The organism is Novosphingobium sp., from assembly GCF_049240505.1.
Taxonomy (GTDB): domain Bacteria; phylum Pseudomonadota; class Alphaproteobacteria; order Sphingomonadales; family Sphingomonadaceae; genus Novosphingobium.
The window spans coordinates 18,301-37,799 of record NZ_JBMLSM010000227.1 but is presented as its reverse complement, the minus strand read 5'-3'; the positions used below and the strand labels follow the sequence as shown (position 1 = coordinate 37,799).

Here is a 19,499-nt window from a genome sequence, read left to right as displayed (position 1 = left end):
GATGTTGACCGCTAGGCGCCCGGTGTGGCCCGCACCTTCGTTGGCGGCGATGATCACCTCATTGACCGGCTCTGCGGCTTCCTGTCCGGCAAGCTCCTCAGCCGGCACGAGCGGCCCGGCGATGAGGGCGACAGCCGTCAGCCAGCGGCGCTGATGCACGCCGATCATGGCCGACCTCCCGGAATGGCCGAGAGGCTTTCCAGCGCCCCCGACAGCGCCCCCATGGCCGAACTGATCGCCGATCCGGCCGAGCCGGACGAGGTCTCGCTGACAATGAACTGGCCAAGCCCGCCATCAAGCGCGCTCTGCCCGCCTGCCTGCTGCAATTCGGTGGCGCCAAGCGCCGCGAAGGCGGCCGGCAGCGAGGCCGTGATGCTGGCCCCTTCGCCGTCGGTCAGCGGTGCAAGGCCAAGGGCGATGGTGCCGATGATCGCCCCGGTCGGCGCGGTGACCGCCGTATCGGTCTCACCGGGAATATAGGCCGCGCCGATGGTGTGATGGACATCGCGGGAATAGATGATCTCGCCGTCTTCGACCGGCGCCTCGGCAGGCGGCGCGGGCGGGGGCGGCTGCTGAGCCAGCACCGGCTGCGCCAGCCCGGCGGTCAGCATCGTCAGCAACGCGGTGCTGCGGCCTGCGGCCTTCCTGATAGCGGACATGATCCCTCCTTGCGCCTGCCGGGCCTGATCGGCCGGGCGGTGGTGTCATCGGCAGGATCGGGTGATCCGGGATGACAAGGCAAAGATGGGACTTATGAAAATAAGCGAGTATCCGGAAATATACTAAACGAAATATTTCTACATGTCGCAAATATACAAATATAATACAGGTTAATTAGTAATAATTGATTAGATACAGGCGATAGCAATGCGATTGAACAGCTCTTCTCTGCTGCTTACACCGATCTTCTGGTGGCATTGTCTGATGTGTGCCCGAATCGTGTGGATCGAATTGCTGCGATTCTGCGCAATCACCTGCGGAGGGAGTCCTCGCATCAGATCGACCACGATCTGCGCTTCGCTGAGAGTGAGGGCAAACAGCGCCTGCAATTCGCCGATCCGCCCCGGGGCGGTCTGGCCCGGCATGGCCATCACCAGACAGACATGATCGGCATCCACCGCCGCCGCGCGGATGATCAGCGAAGGGCCGGCGGGCGAAGACGGCACGATCGCGATCGCCGTGTCGCGCCCGCGCACCGCCAGCAGCCGCGATGCGGCATCGGACAGGCTCAGCTGCATCGCGGCCAGTTCAAGCATCTGCGCCGCATTGCCGCCGGCATCGTCGAGCGCTTCCGCCGAACTGGTCAGCACCCGCCCGTCCCGGTCGGCGATCACCCGCAGCTTGCCGTCCAGCCGCGAAAGGCAGTCCAGCAAAGCGCCGATCTCGTACCCCGACAACGGGCTTGCTCCGGTCATTCCGGCTGATGGCATCGGATCCCCTCCCTATCGCGTCAGCATCGCCCCCGCAGGTGAACCGCGGCGCGTCCTGACCCATAGGGCGGCTGAATGCCGGAAGGCGCGGCTCGCCCGCCATCCGCAAATTCCCTGAGAACGCGGGACCAAGCCTCCGCCACGGCACCGGTAGAATTACAGTATGCCAGCACCGTTATTTGCTGCTACGGCGCTCTCCTGATGTCGGACACCCCCGTTCCTGACGCCGAGGGCGACCGACCCGACGGGGCGATGCCGCAAACCGGGAAGACCGGCCGCGGAGAGAAGCCGGGGCGGCGCCGCAGCGGCTCGCCTGCGGCTTTCCCGATTGTCGCAATCGGCGCTTCGGCAGGCGGTCTGGATGCCGTGGGGGGTCTGCTCGATGCCCTGCCCGATCCGACCGGCATGGCCTTCCTGCTGGTGCAGCACCTTGATCCGAATCACGAAAGCCAGATGGCTGAACTGCTCGCCCACCACACAGGTATGCGGATCAAGCAGGCCGAAGAGGGCATGGCGCTTGCCCCTGACGAACTCGTCATCTGTCCGCCGGGCCAGTTTATCGCGGTGCGCTATGGCGTGCTGCACCTGTCAAAGCCGCGCGAGCCGCGCCACGTGCGCCTGCCGATCGATTTCCTGATCCGGTCGCTGGCGCAGGAATGCGGCCCACGATCGGTGGCTGTCATCCTGTCCGGCACCGGATCGGACGGCAGCGGCGCGCTGGTCGCGCTTCAGCAGAGCGGCGGGCACATCATCGTGCAGGAACCCGAGGAAGCCGAATATGACGGGATGCCGCGCAACGCGGTGGTGACGGGCCTTGCCGATGCGGTGGTGCCGCTGGTCGGGATACCGCAGGAACTCTCGCGCATTGCACAGGTGATCGCGGCCACAACGGCACCCCCGCTGATGCACGCCCGACAGCGCGACGAGGCCAATATCCAGGCGATCATCGCCTTGCTGCGCGAAAAGGCCGGGCAGGATTTCAGCGCCTACAAGCGCGGGACACTCGAACGCCGGATCCAGCGCCGCATGGGTCTGCGCGGCCTGCCCGCAGGCGCGCTTGCGCAGTATCGCGAGGGACTGGCCAGCGATCAGGAGGAATGCGCGCAGCTCGCGCAGGACTTGCTGATCAACGTCACCAGCTTTTTCCGCGATCCCGCCGTGTTCGTATTGCTGGAACGCGAGATCGTCCCCGAACTGATCGGGAACGTGGCCGCCAATCAGGCGCTGAGGGTCTGGGTGGTGGGGTGCAGCACGGGCGAGGAAGCCTATTCGCTCGCCATGATCCTGCGCGATGCCATCATGGCATCCCGGCGCGACATCAAGCTCCAGATCTTCGCCTCCGACATCGACGCACAGGCCATCGCGGTGGCGCGTGAGGGGTTCTATCCGCTCACTATTGCCGACGAAATTCCCGCTGACCGGCTGGCCCGCTATTTCGTGGCCGAGGACAACGGCTACCGCGTCACCTCGGGCCTGCGCGGATCGGTGGTGTTCACCGTGCAGGATGTCCTCACCGATCCGCCGTTCTCGCGCATGGACATGGTGTCGTGCCGCAACCTGCTGATCTACCTCAAGCCCGAAGCGCAGGCCAAGGTCATCTCGCTGTTCCACTTCGCACTGCGCGAGAGCGGCCTCCTGATGCTCGGCCTTGCCGAAACGCCCGGTCAGGCGACCGATCGCTTTGCGGTGCTGCACGAGGGCGAGCGGATCTACCGCCACGTCACGCAGAGCAAGTTGGGCGAAGTGCCTTTTCCCCTGAGCTTCGTGGAGACCCTCCCCCGGCTGGACGCCAAGGACGCCAAGCAACAGTTGTCGCGACAGGCTGCATATGCCAACCTGTGCCGCGACAACGTGGTGGAGCTGTTCGGTCCGGCAAGCCTGCTGATCAACGCCCAGCGCCAGTGCCTCTATTCCGTGGGCCCGGTCAGCCGCTATCTCAAGGTTGCGGCCGGGCCGCCCACGCTCGATCTGCTCGAACTGGTGCCAGTGGGCCTGCGGGCGACCCTGCGCTTCGCCATTGCTCGCGCCGATCGGCAGCGCCCGATCGTCAGGACCAAGAGGTGCCAGATTGCGGTCGACGGGCAAGCGGCCTTCTGCACCATCACTGTCAAATACCTCGAAAATGACGGAGAGGACTTGAAGCTTGTCAGCTTCGTCGAGGAAGTGGTGCCGGAGAGCGAAAGGCACGCGTCGGCAGACGACAGGACCGATGCCCAGATACGCGAACTGGAACACGACCTTGAGGCGGCCCATGCCGAACTGCTCAAGGCGATCCAGAGCCGCGATGCGCTGGTGCTCGAGCAGAAGGCGATCAATGACGAGGCGCTTTCGGTCAACGAGGAGTTCCAGTCCACCAACGAGGAACTGCTGACCTCGAAGGAGGAACTGCAATCGCTGAACGAGGAGCTGATCGCGCTCAACAGCCAGCTTCAGGAAACGCTGGACCGGCAGCGGGTAGCCTCGGACGACCTCCAGAACATCCTCTACAGCACCAATGTCGCGACGCTGTTTCTCGATGCGGAGCTGCGCATTCGCTATTTTACGCCTGCCACGCGAGCGATCTTCAATGTCATCCCCGGTGACATCGGCCGTCCGCTGGCCGATCTCCAGCCGCTTGCCGATGACGACATGCTGCTCGGCGATGCCCGGATCGTGCTGCGCGACAGCAATACCATCGAGCGGGAGATCAGCGGGCCGGGCGACTCGTGGTTTCAGCGCAGGATCTTCCCCTACCGCACCCATGACGACCGCGTGGAAGGTGTGGTGATCACCTTCATCGAGATCACCGAACGCCGCCGGGCGGGGATCGCACTAGAAGAGGCGCGGCGGGCGGCGGAGCGATCCAATCGCGGCAAATCGCGCTTTCTGGCGGTCGCCAGCCATGACCTGCGCCAGCCGCTGCAATCGCTCAAGCTGCTCCAGGAAAACCTGCTCCAACGCCTCGATGACGAGGCTTCGCGCGAGCTAGTCATGCAATTTGACGTCATGCTGGACTCGATGACGGGCATGCTGAACTCGCTGCTCGATATCAACCAGATCGAATCCGGCGTCCTCCAGATCGAGAAGAAGGCCTTTGCCGCCGCCGATATCCTGACCCGGCTCCAGACGGAATTCCGGCCGCTTGCCGAAAAGGCCGCGGTCACGCTGCGTCTGGTGCCCACACGGCACATCCTGTTCAGCGATCCGCGGCTGCTTGAAGTGATGCTGCGCAACCTTCTTGCGAATGCAATCAAGTATACACCGCCGCATGGCAAGATCCTGCTGGGGTGCCGTCATTGCGGAGACATGATCCGGATTGAGGTGTGGGATACCGGTATCGGGATCGCTGCCGATCAACTGGAGCCGATCTTCGAGGAGTTCCATCAGGTCGACAACCCGGCGCGAGAGCGCGAACGCGGGTTCGGACTGGGTCTGACGATCGTGCGCGAACTGGGCCAGGTGCTCGGCCATCCGATCAGGGTACGGTCATGGCCCGATCAGGGTTCGGTGTTTTCGGTCATGGTGGCGCGCGGATCGGCACCGCAGGCGGCGTCTCCACCTGATTGTGCGACGCGGACGCCATCCCTCGCTACGATAACTGGCAAGGTGATAGCTCTGATTGAAGACGATCAGGGCGTGCGAAATGCGCTGGAGTTCCTGCTCGCTGCAAACGGCCATCGCGTGATCTCGGCCAAGGACGGCCCGTCCGCGCTGGCGCTGCTGGCTGACGGAGCGCCGCCCCCAGACCTGATCATGACTGACTACAACCTTCCGGGAGGCATGAATGGTATCGAGGTGCTTGCCGTCCTGCGGTCTCGGCTCGGCCGCGACGTCCCCGGGATCGTGCTCACCGGCGATATCGCCAAGGAGACGCTCGCGAAGATCCAGCGTGCCAATTGCATCATGCTGAGCAAGCCGGCTGCCGCCGCCGATGTTGATGCCGCGATCGCGAAGCTGCTTAGAGCACTTTCCGACCAATCTGACCCACCCTGATCGCGTTCTGAAGTCCGCTGGACAGGAATGGCGGGCCGCAGGGGCTTTGGTTGCCCCTGCAAGCGGCGTGACGACGCCAGCGGGCTTCAGAACGCGACCCTGCCGGGGCGGGCCGAATTGGGCGCAGGGCTGCGTTGATGCTCGCTCACGATGCGCTGCATCGCTCGGTCCTCTCGCCTTGCCCCGCGCCCAATTCGGCTCCGTCAGGGTGGGTCAGATTGGTCGGAAAGTGCTCTAGTCCGGCGGATGCGGACTGACACCCTAGCCCACAAGACCACAAGGCAGACCTCGATTGCCAAGCTTTGCGGCAGTAATCATCCGCCACTTTCTCTACAGCCGCTTTTTGTCAAGGAGCGGGTATTCTTATGGGCGGTGGAGAGGGACCGGGTCTGGGTCGAAAACTGCCGATGCTGATTGCTTGATTGGACCCCTGCTTTCCACCTCTAACCGCCGCGGGACTTGCCGTTCAACAACCGGCTCAGTTGCGGTCGCGTTGCCGAGCTGGTCAGAAAATCGCTCGTTGTCCGCTCTTGGCGAAACCTGCCGCTAGACAAATCGCAATTGAACGACTGAAAAGTCCCAAATTACGCCGCCGCGGAGCTAAAGAAAGCTCTGGCCGGCATGGTTTTCGAACAACGCAGCGTCGCGGACGTAGCCGAGCAGGACCTCGACCTTCTTCTGGCGGGAGACCTCCTGCATCTTGGGCAGTGAAGCTCCGGCTTTTGCGGCTTCGGTGAGGAACCCCGAGCGCAATGAGTGCGCACCTATCGCGGCAGGGTCGAGCCCGACCTTTTCGGCATAGCGCTGGATGAGCCGGGCAACCGAGCGATCGGACATCGCCTCCTTGGTCATGATCCCCTGCGCGTCGGTGCGATAGAACAGAGGACCCGCCTCCCCTCCCCTGACGCTGAGCCATTCGTTAAGCCGGGGGCCGGGCTTGAGTACCTTGCCCGATGGCACAGCGATGACCTGCCCTTCCCCCTCCTGATCGGTCTTCGAATGCCGAATGGTCAGCTTGAGCCCTTCGCGTACCAGTTCAAGATCGGCGAGTTGCAGCGCCACGAGCTCCGAGCGCCGCAGCGCCGCAGCCAACCCCAACGCCATCACGGCCCGGTCCCGGATCGCCCGCGGGCTCTGCCCTTCAGCAGCAGCAATCATTCGCGCCAGATCGGCGGCGAGGATCGCGCTTTTCTTGCGCGTCGGCCGCGCGCGCTGCTCCCGGCGAATGCCGGCGAGCGTATCAGCGATCACATCGCGCGGATCGCGGTGCTGAGGCGCAGCTTCGCCGGCCTGCCGGTGGTGCCAGGCAATCGCCGCCAGATGCCGCCCGATCGTGCTGTCCGCCCTCCCCGCTTGGGCAAGCGAAGCAAGGTAGGTCGCAACGACCTCTGGCATGGCCGGCAGTGGATCGAGACTGCGCTGCCAGCACCAGCTTTCAAACTGGCGCCAGTCGCTGTCATAGGCGCGCACTGTGTTGGCCGCCTTGGAGCGGGCCCGGTACGAGCGCGCCGCTGCAATCTCGGCTGCCAGCTGCGGCGGGAGCGCCTGCGCGAGGGGCGCCAGCGCGTCATCGCTCTCCCGGCGCAAACCCGTGCTGTGTTCATCGTCTGCCACAACAATTTCCCAACTTGGCAAGGCGCAGGCGCTTCCGCGCGCCCTGCCCGCGCCCACCCGGGCCCAATTCCGGCGATTTCTGCGGTGCCTTATAGAGAATATGTTGTCGTCCGTGAAGGGCGCTTATCGGACAGCAATATATTCGTCAAAGCACGGTATACTTTTTGTGTCGTTCGTATACTGTTGAGCGCGTGCCCCCCTCCCCTCCCCCCTGGCAAATCACACTTGCGCGGATCGAAGGCGCCCTCCCCTTCCTATCGCCAGAGCTTGCCGAATGCCTTGCCCTGCGCTCGCTCCGCCGGCTGTGGCACGCGCATGTGCGCAGCTATGTGTTTGATAATCTTGGACCTGAGCACAATCCGGGCCCTGAAGCGCAGGAACTGGTCCGCACCTGGCATTCCGAGGAACGCCGTCAATTCCTCTCATGGATATCCCGGCGCGCGCCCCCTCCCCTAGCCAAGGCGGCCAGACAGGTGATGGCGGCAAAATCTCAGACCGAAGGCTTCACAAGTGCTTTTGAAGCGGCCGACAGTGCGCTTGCGCGGCTCGACACCCTGCTGCCCAGTAGCGACGCCATCAGCACCTTGCTTGAGTGGCTTGACGAACTGCGCACCGAGGAACTCGACTTCCTCGAGGGCGGGAGCGAAGTTGTTCAAGTCGGCGGCATGGTGATCACGCGCCCGGCACCCAGATCTGCTGCTTGGGCTGCATCGCTAGCGGCAGCCGTGCGCCCTCACCTGTTTGGCCTCGGCTCAGCGCCTCTGACGTTTGCGGGCTTGATGCCGCGGGTTCTGTTCCGCGAACGGCCGGAAGAGCCCCTCCCCGCCCTGCTCCGCGCGGCGCTTCAGGCTGCCTTTGTTACAGCGGAAGAGGATTTGCGAGCAATGCACAAGGCGACGACCCTTGGCGACAAGGCGCTTACCGGACTATACGCTTCATCCTCAGCCCCTCGCGCTTGGCGCATCATTGCCAGCCTCGGCCCCCTGACAAGATCTGAGCTCGCACGGGGCCTTGGTGTTACAAAGCGCACAGCGTCCCAGTCGGTTGGAGCGCTCGAGGAGGCGGGCCTAGTGATTTTACGCCCGTCAGATCGTGCTATCCTGCCGGCCAGTGCTGATCGAGCACTGCGCGAATAGCCTCTTCCGCTTCCGTGCGCGTAGCCCCGCCCCTATTTAGCAGCGTTATTCGCACACCCTTGCGGTCAGCACCCTCAATTCGGAGAACAGGCATACCAACGGAATTGGCGATGGTTTCAGCCTTACCTGACCTCTTGGGGGATCCTGACTTCTTGGGGGGGTCTGCCGCGAGCGTAAGCGCCTTGATCACTTCGAGGACAGTCATTGACTGACCGCCATGCTCGCGCAATTCGGCAAGGCGGGCGGCCTCCCGAAACGCGCGCTCTTTGCGGTCGCCTGGCTTGAGGAGCGCCTTGAGAGCAATTGCATTGCGAATGCCAAGCTCTTGGGGACTGGCGAACGCCCTCGTCAACTCTTCGGGAAGCCTGGCAAGATCAAGATATCGCGTGAGCCAGCTCTCGGACACCTTGAGCCGCTCAGCCATAGTTTTCTGACGCCCTTCATAATAGGCTGTCAGCGCCCGCAGATAATCCTTTGCCCTCTCAAAGTCGGTAAGATCATCGCGCGCTCGGTTCTCGATATCTGCAAGCCGAAACGCCTCTTCGTCGCCGATTTCCCGCACATCGACAAGGAACTTAAAATCAGGGTAGTTATGCGCGCGCAGCCAGCTTATCGACCAATGCCGCCTCGCCCCGCAGATGACCTCGAAATCATAACCGTCTTCCCCCGAAAGACGGCGCACAATTGCTGGAATTTCCTGGCGCCCCTGAGCTTTGATGCTCTCGATGAGATCGGCGCAGCGCTCCTCGTTGAGCAACGCATAATCGCGGTTGTGGCCGCTCCACATTCGGCACCTTGCCGGATCTACGAGTTCATGCGTGCGAGACACAATTGCCCCGGACGCCAGATCAGCAAGACGATTGGACCGCCCTGTAAGGACGTTCGACGCAATGGCCGATCGGCGCGGCGCCGCAGCATCATCAGTCAGATCGATGCCTGCGGCCAGATCGGCAGCAAAACCGCTGTTTTTCCTACTCACGCAAGCCTCCCATTAGCAGAATTGCACGCGTGCAATTTTCCGGTGGTTCATGCCAAAGCCTCCTGCCGAAGGCGCTTCTGATGGCTGGGCCACATCGATCGGATGTCGACCTCAATTTCCGAATTCACCCCGTCCAGATAGTTCAGGCAGCGGTTGCGCACCGCTGAACTGGTGGCAGGACCGTCGAGTTCATAGACCGTCATCAGCCGGGCCGTTGCGTTATCAATTTCGGCCGAGTCTTTGAGCGGAGTCCGGACCATTGCATGCCCGAATAGCGTCCGCATCAACTGCAGAAGCTCCTTCTGCATCGACTTATTCTCGTCGACTTTGGAGGCCACAAAACGCAGAAACGTCAATTCCGGTGCTAGCCCGCGATCAGAAAGCTGCTCGATGGTCTCGTCGAGCATCGACAGGAAAGCCGCAGTCGACGAGAAGTCCATCACTGTGGGCGGGACAGGGACCACCAAGGCATTAGCAGCCCGCAGCACTGACAGCGAAATCGCTCCTAGAGCGGGCGGCGGATCCATAACAATGACATCGAAGCGATCTGAAATGCTCTCAATGCCCTCCTTGAGGCGGTCGAGAAGCGCCCCATTCCCCTGCGCCATTCTCGCAGCAAGCTCATACTCCGAGTTGAACAGGCGAAGATTGGCCGGGATCAACTCAAGACCATCGAAGTGCGTCTTGCGCAGTGCGTAGTCCAAGGAAGACCGCTCTCCCTCACGAAGGAATGGGTAGAGCGTATCATCCTCGCTCAGATCAAGATCGGGTACGTAACCAAAAAGAGTGGTCGCCGAGGCCTGGCTATCACAATCAATGAGCGCGACACGATAACCTTTGATGGCGAGATACTGCGCGAGATGGACGGCCAAAGTGGATTTCCCGACACCTCCCTTGAAGTTCTGGACCGCCACCACGCAGCACGGGTCATCAGGGGCTCTGTAGGGCCGCGTACCAAAGACACCCCGCATGTCATTCAACTGAGCAAGAGTGTACCTTTCACGCCGGTTACTGTCCGTCCTCGCCGGTTCAGGCAGGCGCCCGTCCTTCTCGGCATCCCGGATTGCCGCAGGGGTTCGCCCCACGAGCTCAGCCGCCTTTCCGATTGTGAACGTTGGCTCCCGGCGAGTGTCCGAGCGCGCGCTGCGTGCAGAATCACGCAGCTTTTCGAGCACAGACGAGGTTCTGCCAGCGAGCGTCGCCACCGAGACCAAACGCTCAACCTCTTCGAGCTGAAGTCCGTTAGACACATGCCCTCCTTTCGCAATTAGGCACGTGCTACACCCACTTGCACTTTTCGGTCAAGAAATTCGGAAATTTCGAAAGTGCAGCCGCCTTTTCGGTCAGATTTTGGGCCCTGAGCGCTCTATCCTGACTCGGTGGGGGACCCCAAATTGCACGCGTGCAATTTGCGCTGGTCAGGGCCGTCCCCGGCGATTGAACCAGCCCTCGCAAAAGCCCTTCCACGCTGCCAGCAATTTTGCTCCCCTGAGCTTCTGAAGGCGGTCTCCCATGTGGTCCCGGAAGCCCCCAGCGATCAGATCCACATCCCAACCACCGCCATAGTTGCGGCCAATTTCGAGCAACTCATCATGCCCGAAGCGAAGCGTGCCGCTCGGGAATGTAAGTTCGGATGCCTTCTTCACGATCTGCGCTTGGGGGGCCGGTGGTAAAGCGCCCTGCCCTTCAGCGACCTTTTCGACGGATCCGTCACGTCTCGCTTGCCGGCCCGCAGAATGGCGGTCGAGCTCATCGACTGTCTCGAGCACCTCCGGCGCACCTTTCGGTTCAAACCGGAATTCTAGCTCGGTAACAGTCCGTCCTTGCCGAATTTCGCGCCACTCGACCCGGAAATGGGCAAGCTGGTCAATTTCAGATTTCGCCTTCTCGAGCACCTTGCGGCGGAGCTGAGCAAAGTCCGTGTAAACCTCAGGGGGAATGCCAAGCGCAGCCCGCAAGGCTTGCATATCACCCTTCCAAGTAGCCTGTCGCCGATGGAGACGAAGGGCTCCGAGCTCATAGAGCTTCAATGCATAGTTCGATCGGAAACCAAGAACCGCTTGCCGGTTAAGCACTGCATAGGTTTCGGAAGCTTGGATAAGCTTGCGGGCGTCTGGCGTAAACTCCCACTCAATCCATCCTGTCTCGCCTCCGTCCTCGTCGGTCTCTTCCTTGGACCTTGAGATCAAGGAGAACAGTAGCGTTGCCTTCTTTCCACGCCAGGATCTGTCGTCCACTGCAAAGAGTGTCCGGTGAAGTTCCTGAAGCATGTCGCTGATCCGCTCGTTGCCTTTATGACCGCGACGGATGTCGGCTTTGCGGATGCGATGGGGCCTATCCTCCCAGGCATCACCGCCGGCGGTAAGAATCATAAGGGCCAAAAGCCTGGAAGCGGTTAGGCTCAGCGACTCGCCCTTGACGAACTTGATCTCAATGATGTTGCCCGGCTTAGCGAATTCGTCGCCGCCCTTGGCTTTAAGCGCTGCGGCAACCCGCATGGCCCGGCCGGGAGAGCCCTCATCAGACTTCTCCGAGGAAACCTCGACTGTTGGGCTCTCGCCGGTTTCCATGCCATATCACCGTCGCAGCTTGATTCTCACGATCGAGGTGCTGCCTGACCTGACCCGCCTCGTCAAGTCAGGTCAGGTCAGGTCAGGAACTCGGCAGCGACGTAGCCCCCAAAAGGTCAGGAACCACAGGCCATGATCCCTTCGGCGAATCACGGGCCTCATTGGAGGCGCGGATCGCAAGCCTGCAACAACGACAAAGGCTATACCAGACCCACCAGCTCCGCCAAATCGCCCCGGGTCGACGCAAAAACCTCGCCGGCTAATCCCGACCCCCAAGAAGTCAGGATTACCCCACCGGGTCAGGCATGCGCCCCCAACAGGTCAGGATGGCGCCCCCACCAAGTCAGCCAAATGCCCCCAACAGGTCAGGCGAAGTGATCCACATCACTGAATTTCTGATAAAACTTTCCTCTGAATCTGAATCCCTAGAATCAGGAATCCTCCCGCTGCAAGCAGCGGCGTTTTTTTGAGATAGTTTTAGGATAGCCAGGCGCTCAAGCGATCGGCAACGACGCCAGCATGAGAGTTGATCAGCTGACCATCTCTAGTGGTCCTACTGACCACGATGCTAGCTAACGATAGCCAACCGAGTAGGGCAGGGGGGGCGTCAAGCGGAGCCGGTCCGGAAGTTTGTTACCCGCCCACACAGGACGGACATTGCGCACATAACTGACAATCTCGAAAACGCCGGGCACTGCTAGGGGTCTCCACTCCCAGCCAGTGCTGCCAATTCTAGCGACCTGAGGCTACGCACTAGGAGCGAAACCCATCTACTGAGATCAAGGGTGCCGCAATCCCCCTATCATGTTCTGAGCAACGGTCCCCGGTCCGGAAACTCGAGATTCGCTCACAATCGCATCCATCAGTTCTGTCAGGCCAATTGCCGCCTACAGTGAGCGAGCACAAAGCTGATGCCAGTTATCCTGCGAAGCCGGCGCCTCGCACGAAGCCGACCGCAAAGCTACCCTCGCAAACAATAGCTGCAATCAACGGGAATTGCTGAGAGCCAAGTTGCCCCGCTGCTTACCGGGCGTTCCTTGCATGGCCTGTACACTCCATGCCCGCAGCCTGACTCAGGTGCAGCGAACGAGGCACTGCCGGCGCTCTCGGCGACGGGGCTAGACTGTCTGCGAAGGTCATTATCGGATCCAGCAGAAGGGGAAGGGGAGGGCGGTAGGAAGTCACAAGGGCATCGGTACGGCAACATGGTTGCCATTGCCGAGCGCCGCACGAGGGCAGCACAGATGGCCGATCGCGGTGACATAACGAACTATTGTCGTCTTGGCGTTGCCGAGGTGGATCTTGGTGTCCTGCCTGACAAAACCGAGGAGCTTCTCATTGTCCGAGAAAGTTACGAAGAGGGCCGCCTGGGCAGTGCCATGGAACACGCCGCCGCCTCACAGCAGCACGGACCGGGCCGCAGTAGGCAGACCCATGTAACCGGGGAGGGGAGGGGGGGGGGGGAGTGAAGCGAGCCGAACCCTCAACACCCACGATGCCAGTGCTACTCGCAGCAGCAGCGGAACGCCGCACGCCTGCACGGCTTCGTGCGCGCGGGCTTTCCATCCTCATCGGCAACGCTACTGCTATCACTAGCCCGATAATGAACGATCCACTGGGCAGCATCCTTGGCCGAAGCGCTGCAACCGCCAACTGAACCCGGCGCGAGAACTGCGAGGTGCGCAAGGCTACGCTTGCGCTAAGCCCCTTGTCACCACAGAGCTGAGGCAATCACCGCCCGGCTGACTCAATGACAGTCAAGTGGGCCCTACAACCGGTTTCGGATTGCAGCCGGAGCGATCAGAATGACATCTGCGGCTCGTATTACAAGCCGCAATAAGTATAAGACGGAATAAAACTAAAACGTCGTGAACAAATTGATGTTCAAGGTATGATCAGACCGGTCCTCTCCTTCGCGGAACACATGCTGGTTAAGGTAGCCTGGGACAATCTCGATGTTCTTAGCAAGCGGAATTGATAGGCCAACGAAGTTGCGCCATATTGATAGCCCGCCGCGCTGTACCCCCGTTTCATTGAGATCAAGAAACGGCTCAGTATAGGCGACAATCTTGTTATTCTGGCTTACTGGCACCCGCAGCTGGACGAAATTGCGCAGTCGCCATGATGTGTCCTCGCGTTCCTCGAACGTCCGCTGTTCCAGGCGGGTACGGGAATCCAGCGTCACGCCGCCCTCGGTAGAGAGGAGCCGGACATTCAATTCCTGATAGAAGCGGTGCTCGTTGAGTTGGGCAGGTCCGACTGGATCAGTGCGGACATAGGCATATCCCGCTCCGATGTTTACGTCCTTGTCGATGCGATAGCCGACCAAAGAGCGCAGCAACAATTGGCCGAGCCGGTCAGCGTCATTGGTGAAACGCTCCTGCGCCTCGATACGGACATAGGCCTTATCGGTAGCATTGATGGTGGCAAATTGACCGAGCCAGACGTTAAAATCATCTTCGGTGGCTTGGGCAGGGGAGGCGACCGAAGCGGCAAACAGCGCCGCCATGCCGCAAGAAATCCGACGAAGGGACATGAAAAACAACCTTGCAAAGGCAGGTGGAGCGCGAGCTATGCGACCGCTGACAGGGAAGCCCGCGCTCCGTAGTGATCCCCGCAGGGACCGGCAAGCGTCAGGCGCCGTTGTATGGCACCGACGACTGGTGCACGACGATCTTCAGATCACCCTGCGGCCCGCGGATATAACCGAAGGTATATTCGACCTTTGTTTCCGAGGAAGCCCCGGCCGGAGTGAAGAAGTAATTGCCCATAGCGACTGCCATCGTGCAGGCATTGTTGGTGATGCCGACGTTCTTCCACCGTACCTTGCTCCACGGCTTGATGGCGAAGCCCTTGTCTTCGGGATAGGCTTCGTTGCCACCGACAAAGTAGGACAGCGCCGAATCGAAAGAGGTTCGGAACTGATCGACCGATGCCAGCGTGGGCTTAAAAAGGACGAGGCTGAGATCATACGCATAGAACCGGTCGATATGGGCCGCAGCAGCACCGCTGTAATCGCCGCCTTCCGAATAGACCTTGCCAATCTTCACGATGCCCTCGCCCCACGCCTTCTGTGCAGCAACGACTTCCTTTTCGGTAATGCAGTTGACGTTCTGTTCAACCGGCGTGGCTGAAGCGTGCGCCTTCTCCTTGGCGTAACCCGGAGTGCAGGCCACGACCATCGAAGCGGCGGTGAGAACGAATAGGCTCTTTTTCATGGGGTTGCTCCATCTGCTACAGGCTGATGCCTGCTGGTGCTTTCAAGATGGGCGTGCGCCAGGAAGGCCGCGTCAGCCGCATGGCTTGCCGGTTGGCCTATGCCGAATGGCGTATGACAAACGGGCTCATCCGGCTATCCAGAAAGGCTTATGGTCCCGCCTGCTACCTCTGACCTGCCCCAAAGAGCCGCTGATCTGCGCGCGCTTTACCGTGCTGCCGAAGCACGCGCGGCACGTTTGCGAGTGCTCGTAGAGGCGGGACAGGCACTTGCAGCGGCCACTTCTGATACCATGGATGCCGCCGTGGCCGATGTTGCGCGCTCTGCCGCACATCTGGCAGGGTATGCCACAGGCCGCGTTGTTGGAGGCGAGGGGATCGGCCCCGATGGTGACGATCATCTGAGCCTCCCACTGACGGCTCCTGGAGGTGACGGCTCCTCGGTCGGCGCCCTGGTTCTCGAGGGCCGACGCGGGACATTATCAGCAGATGACCGCGAAACACTTGCGATCCTGTGCCAGTTGATTGGGGCAAGCCTCTCTGCGCGTGCGCGCGAAGCGCGGCTGACGCGATTGCTAGGTGAACTGCTGCGCAGTCAGGAAGTAGAGCGCAGCCGGATCGCGCACGAACTGCACGATGGCGTAGCACAGAGCGCAGCGGCGTTGATGCGGCGGCTTGAATTGGCCGAAGATGGCGATTCACGTGACCTTGCCAAAGCCCGGGATCAATCCCGCGAGCTGGTGGGCGAGTTGCGTAGGGTGATCGCCGGCATGCGGCCGCCAGTCCTCGATGATCTCGGGCTCGTACCTGCGCTCCATCAGCTTGCCGCGGAAGCTGAAGAGGACGGCCTTACCGTGGTTGTCCAAATCGCGCCCAAGGCCGGTATGCTACGGCCGCCCCCGGTGTTTGAAACTGCCTTGTTCCGGGTCGTGCAGGAGGCGCTGAGCAATGTCCGCGCTCATGCCGGGCCACAAGTTTGCGTGAATGTGCGGCTCGAAACTGACGCCGGGATATGGTGGCTGGAAGTGCGCGACGATGGCTGCGGGTTCGATCCCAACGCGCCGCGACCCGCCGGAGCCGCGGGCGGGCTGGGCCTAGCCTACATGCGCGAGCGGATCGCGTTGCTCGGCGGGAAATTGACGATCGCAAGTGCTCCCGGTGCTGGCTGCACTCTGCTCGCAGAGATTGCCGCAACATGAGCACGTTCAGGATTGTAATAGCCGATGACCACGCGCTCGCCCGTGAAGGCCTGCGGGCGATGCTCGAACGCAGCGGGCGTTTCGAAGTAGTCGGCGAGGCGGCGAGCGGCGAGGAGGCCCTTGCGCTTTGCTGCCAGCATAACCCCGATCTGGTTCTGCTCGATATTCGCTTCAGCGCGAGTGCACGCGACACCGGGATCGATGGACTGGAGGCTGCGCGGCAGTTGTACGATACCAACCCCGCTATCGCCGTCATTATCCTTACTATGCACGACAGCGCCGATTATCTGCGCGCCGCAATTGCAGCAGGCGCGCGCGGGTTTATGACCAAAGACGCTTCGCGGGAACACATACTGGCCGCGTTGGAGCAGGTCGCAGTAGGCGGGGTTGCCTATCCGCCAGCACTGATGCGCCGCGCAGTCATCACTGGGGATCGCAGTCCGGCATTCGCCGCGCTTGAACGCCTCACCCCTCGCGAACGCGAAGTGCTTGATGCCCTTGCAGGCGGCCGGACGAACAAGGAAATCGCGCTGGCGCTCGGGATCACGCCGGGCACGGTTAAAACCCATGTGGAACGCGTGATTGGCAAGCTCGGCGTAAGGGACCGGACGCAGGCAGCAGTGATCGCGGTCGAGCATCGCGGCGGGCGCTTGGCGTAATGGACCGGAAAATCGCACGATGGTGGGCAAATCGCCCGCTGGCCACAAAGGGGCTGGTGGTGGTGGCGGTGCCGCTGCTTATCTTCCTAGGATCAGTCGCCGCGCTTTACGCGATCAGCCGCATGGAGGCGCGCGCCGAACAGGACGTGCGCCTCACCATCGCTATTCAGAACGATGTCAATGAAGTGCACGCGCTGCTGGCCGAGGCTTCGAGCGGTGTTCGCGGCTATCTACTGACAGGCGAGCCGCGCTTTCTTGAACCCTATCAGCGCGCCGAGCAGATGGTGCCGCAGGTGACGGCCCGGCTGCGCTCTGCGGTGCGCGATGCTGATGCCGCCACCCGTCTCGCGCGGATCGAGGAGCTGGCGGGGCAAAAGCGGGAAGGGCTGGCATTGCTGCTGGCCGCGCGGGCGCGGAGCGGTGAAGATAATGTCGGCGACCCCACCATTTCGACAGGACTGGCGGCCAACAAACAGATCCTAGATGCGCTACGCGGCGAGATCGAAGGGATGCAGGCGCGCGAGCGCGAGCTTTTGGCGGCGCGACAGGATCGGCTTGATTGGGTGCGCCGCAATGGGTTGATCATGACCGGCGGGCTGACGCTGGCCGGGCTTGTTGGTAGCCTTTTTGCGGTCTTTCTGTTCTCCAGCGGGATCGTGCGCCGGGTTCAGCGGCTCGAAAGTGATGCGGTGTTGCTGGCGCAGGGAGAGGCGCTCTCAGCGCGTAGTGCCGAGGGTGATGAAATCGGCGCGCTGGCCGAGCGGATGGCCGAGGCTAGCCAGCTTCTACGTGCCCGTGAACAGGCTCTGCGTGATGGCGAGGAGCGCTTTCGCCTCGTGATCGAAGGGGTGCGTGATTACGGCATCTTTGCGCTTGATCCCGAAGGACACGTGGTCAGTTGGAACATGGGCGCGCAACGGATCAAGGGTTGGACAGGGGAAGAGGCGCTTGGTCGCCATTTCTCGATCTTCTACCCTGGTGAGGACGGACGCGAACGATCTATGCGGAACCTCGCTGACGCTGTGCGCGACGGGCGTACCGAAGACGAAGGTTGGCGTGTGCGCAAAGATGGAACGCGGTTCTGGGCCAATGTTGTCATAACGGCGCTGTACGACGATGCAGGCGCGCTGCGCGGATTTTCCAAAGTCACCCGCGACATTACCGAGCGCCGGCGGGCGCAAGAGGCACTGGAACTCGCGCGGCAGGAGGCTGAACAGGCAAGCGCGGCGAAGAGCCTGTTCCTGTCGCGCATGAGCCATGAATTGCGCACGCCGCTCAATGCGATCCTCGGCTTTGCCCAGCTTCTGGAGCTAGACCGGATGAATGCGGGGCAGACTGATCGGGCCAGTATCGAGCAGATCCTGCGTGCCGGGCGGCACCTATTGGCACTGATCGACGAGGTCCTCGACATTGCTCGGATCGAGGCTGGCAAGCTTGGTCTTGCGATCGCGCCCACATCACTCGAGGCGATCATCACCGAAGCGGTTGGACTGTCATTGCCCGAATCCGAAGCCCGGCATATCACGATTGTGACGGATGCAAGCCGGCTCCCGCCGGTCGCCGCCGATCCGCGGCGCTTATTGCAGGTGCTGCTCAATCTGCTCAGTAACGCGGTCAAGTACAATCACCACGGCGGCACTGTGAAGGTGACAGCGCAAGCTGTCGGAGCCCGTGTGCGGGTCGAGGTGGTCGATAGTGGCATCGGAATCGAGGCCGAGCAGGCGAGCCAGCTATTCCAGCCCTTTACCCGTCTCGCGGCCGGTGCCGCACGGAGCGAGGGAACCGGGCTTGGGTTGTCGCTTTCGCGCGCGTTGATCGAAGCGATGGATGGTGAGATCGGTTATGTGCCGCGCGCCGACGGCCAGGATGGGGCGTGCTTCTGGTTTGAACTGCCGCGAACGCAGACTGTTTCGCTGCCTGGCCCGGTGATGCCGACTGCGACGCTGACAGCTCACGCCGAACCGCACCCAGTTACGATTCTGCTGGTTGAGGACAACCTCGCCAATGCCCAGCTTATCGAGGCCGTGGTGGCACGCCATTTGCCGGAGGCGCGCCTGGTCAGTGCAATGCAGGCGCAGTTAGGGCTTGATCTGGCGCGGCGCCATCGGCCCGATCTGATTTTGCTCGACCTGCATTTGCCGGACAAGGAAGGCGACTGGGTGCTGCGAGAATTGCAGATAAATCTTCCCGATCTTCCAGTGATCTTGCTCACGGCCGATGCCATTGCCGCGCAGGGCGACTGGCAAGCGCGCGGAGCGTCATCAGTCTTGACCAAGCCGATCGATGTTTCGGCGTTGCTTGTGGCAATGGAACATGCCTTGTCGGAGCGAGTCTGATGATCCCTGCCCGATCTGCGTTCGACGCGCGCATCCTCGCCATTGACGATGAACCGGCCAATCTTGCTTTGGTCCAAGCCGTCCTGACCCGCGAAGGCTACACCCACATCGAAACACTCGCCGATCCGCGTCAGGCCGCGAAGCGGCATCTGGCCTTTCGCCCGGATCTCGTGCTCCTCGATTTGATGATGCCGACTATTGACGGCTATGCTCTGCTCGACAGCCTCGGACGGCTCACGCGCGAGGACGAGCTGCTGCCGATCATGGTGTTGACCGCCGATACTTCGATCGAGGCAAAGCGACGTGCGCTGGCGCTTGGCGCGCGCGACATTGTGACAAAGCCGTTCGATGTGTTCGAATTCGCTCTCAGGGTGGCAAACCTGATCGA

The 19,499-nt window shown here is 61.7% G+C and carries 16 protein-coding genes; 7 read left to right on the top strand and 9 right to left on the bottom strand.

Annotated elements, in window-relative coordinates:
• Nucleotides 1-164: 164 nt before the first annotated feature.
• Together ACOVQ0_RS19010 and ACOVQ0_RS19005 are read right to left on the bottom strand one after the other, a co-directional pair.
• Nucleotides 165-659 (bottom strand): hypothetical protein, encoded by a 495-nt coding sequence (locus tag ACOVQ0_RS19010; protein ID WP_421888241.1) that lies wholly within the window; start codon nucleotides 657-659, stop codon nucleotides 165-167.
• A 189-nt stretch (nucleotides 660-848) separates the two neighbouring features.
• The gene (locus tag ACOVQ0_RS19005) at nucleotides 849-1,373 is read right to left on the bottom strand and encodes a helix-turn-helix transcriptional regulator (RefSeq protein ID WP_421888238.1); all 525 of its coding nucleotides are present in this window, start codon (nucleotides 1,371-1,373) and stop codon (nucleotides 849-851) included.
• A 258-nt stretch (nucleotides 1,374-1,631) separates the two neighbouring features.
• Between ACOVQ0_RS19005 and ACOVQ0_RS19000 the strand changes: the two genes are divergently transcribed.
• The gene (locus ACOVQ0_RS19000; protein WP_421888234.1) at nucleotides 1,632-5,402 is read left to right on the top strand and encodes a chemotaxis protein CheB; all 3,771 of its coding nucleotides are present in this window, start codon (nucleotides 1,632-1,634) and stop codon (nucleotides 5,400-5,402) included.
• 600 nt (nucleotides 5,403-6,002) lie between these two features.
• Here ACOVQ0_RS19000 and ACOVQ0_RS18995 read toward each other — a convergent pair.
• A complete protein-coding gene (locus ACOVQ0_RS18995; protein WP_421888232.1) occupies nucleotides 6,003-7,016 on the bottom strand; it encodes a site-specific integrase in 1,014 nt (337 codons plus the stop codon).
• Nucleotides 7,017-7,333: 317 nt separating this feature from the next.
• On the opposite strand from ACOVQ0_RS18995, the gene ACOVQ0_RS18990 reads away from it, so the two are divergent.
• Nucleotides 7,334-8,152: a MarR family transcriptional regulator gene (locus tag ACOVQ0_RS18990; protein ID WP_421888228.1), complete on the top strand. Its 819-nt coding sequence runs from the start codon at nucleotides 7,334-7,336 to the stop codon at nucleotides 8,150-8,152.
• Here the strand turns inward: ACOVQ0_RS18990 and ACOVQ0_RS18985 are convergent.
• The 4 genes from ACOVQ0_RS18985 to ACOVQ0_RS18970 form a co-directional block, all read right to left on the bottom strand.
• Nucleotides 8,112-9,131, bottom strand: coding sequence for a ParB/RepB/Spo0J family partition protein (locus ACOVQ0_RS18985; RefSeq protein WP_421888225.1), 1,020 nt, complete (start codon nucleotides 9,129-9,131; stop codon nucleotides 8,112-8,114). The genes ACOVQ0_RS18990 and ACOVQ0_RS18985 overlap by 41 nt on opposite strands.
• 47 nt (nucleotides 9,132-9,178) lie before the next feature.
• Nucleotides 9,179-10,381: an AAA family ATPase gene (locus ACOVQ0_RS18980; RefSeq protein WP_421888222.1), complete on the bottom strand. Its 1,203-nt coding sequence runs from the start codon at nucleotides 10,379-10,381 to the stop codon at nucleotides 9,179-9,181.
• A 168-nt stretch (nucleotides 10,382-10,549) separates the two neighbouring features.
• Nucleotides 10,550-11,629 carry a replication initiation protein gene (locus ACOVQ0_RS18975; RefSeq protein ID WP_421888247.1) on the bottom strand — a complete coding sequence of 360 codons (1,080 nt, stop codon included), beginning with the start codon at nucleotides 11,627-11,629 and terminating at the stop codon, nucleotides 10,550-10,552.
• A gap of 1,253 nt (nucleotides 11,630-12,882) precedes the next feature.
• Nucleotides 12,883-13,089, bottom strand: coding sequence for a hypothetical protein (locus tag ACOVQ0_RS18970; protein ID WP_421888219.1), 207 nt, complete (start codon nucleotides 13,087-13,089; stop codon nucleotides 12,883-12,885).
• 77 nt (nucleotides 13,090-13,166) lie between these two features.
• On the opposite strand from ACOVQ0_RS18970, the gene ACOVQ0_RS18965 reads away from it, so the two are divergent.
• Nucleotides 13,167-13,358, top strand: coding sequence for a hypothetical protein (locus ACOVQ0_RS18965; protein ID WP_421888216.1), 192 nt, complete (start codon nucleotides 13,167-13,169; stop codon nucleotides 13,356-13,358).
• Nucleotides 13,359-13,559: 201 nt separating this feature from the next.
• On the opposite strand, the gene ACOVQ0_RS18960 is transcribed toward ACOVQ0_RS18965, so the two are convergent.
• Both ACOVQ0_RS18960 and ACOVQ0_RS18955 read right to left on the bottom strand, forming a co-directional pair.
• Nucleotides 13,560-14,237 carry a DUF2490 domain-containing protein gene (locus ACOVQ0_RS18960; RefSeq protein ID WP_421888214.1) on the bottom strand — a complete coding sequence of 226 codons (678 nt, stop codon included), beginning with the start codon at nucleotides 14,235-14,237 and terminating at the stop codon, nucleotides 13,560-13,562.
• A gap of 97 nt (nucleotides 14,238-14,334) precedes the next feature.
• On the bottom strand, nucleotides 14,335-14,919 hold the full coding sequence (locus ACOVQ0_RS18955; RefSeq protein ID WP_421888211.1) for a phosphoribosyl-AMP cyclohydrolase: 585 nt from the start codon (nucleotides 14,917-14,919) through the stop codon (nucleotides 14,335-14,337).
• Nucleotides 14,920-15,069: 150 nt separating this feature from the next.
• Between ACOVQ0_RS18955 and ACOVQ0_RS18950 the strand changes: the two genes are divergently transcribed.
• From ACOVQ0_RS18950 to ACOVQ0_RS18935, 4 genes are all read left to right on the top strand, one after another.
• On the top strand, nucleotides 15,070-16,116 hold the full coding sequence (locus tag ACOVQ0_RS18950; RefSeq protein ID WP_421888208.1) for a sensor histidine kinase: 1,047 nt from the start codon (nucleotides 15,070-15,072) through the stop codon (nucleotides 16,114-16,116).
• Nucleotides 16,113-16,775 (top strand): response regulator, encoded by a 663-nt coding sequence (locus ACOVQ0_RS18945; protein WP_421888206.1) that lies wholly within the window; start codon nucleotides 16,113-16,115, stop codon nucleotides 16,773-16,775. Before ACOVQ0_RS18950 ends, ACOVQ0_RS18945 begins: the two co-directional genes overlap by 4 nt.
• A gap of 122 nt (nucleotides 16,776-16,897) precedes the next feature.
• Nucleotides 16,898-19,111 carry an ATP-binding protein gene (locus ACOVQ0_RS18940; RefSeq protein ID WP_421888202.1) on the top strand — a complete coding sequence of 738 codons (2,214 nt, stop codon included), beginning with the start codon at nucleotides 16,898-16,900 and terminating at the stop codon, nucleotides 19,109-19,111.
• Nucleotides 19,111-19,499, top strand: a 389-nt coding sequence (locus tag ACOVQ0_RS18935; RefSeq protein WP_421888199.1) for a response regulator, incomplete at its 3' end; no start/stop codon positions are given. The genes ACOVQ0_RS18940 and ACOVQ0_RS18935, both read left to right, overlap by 1 nt.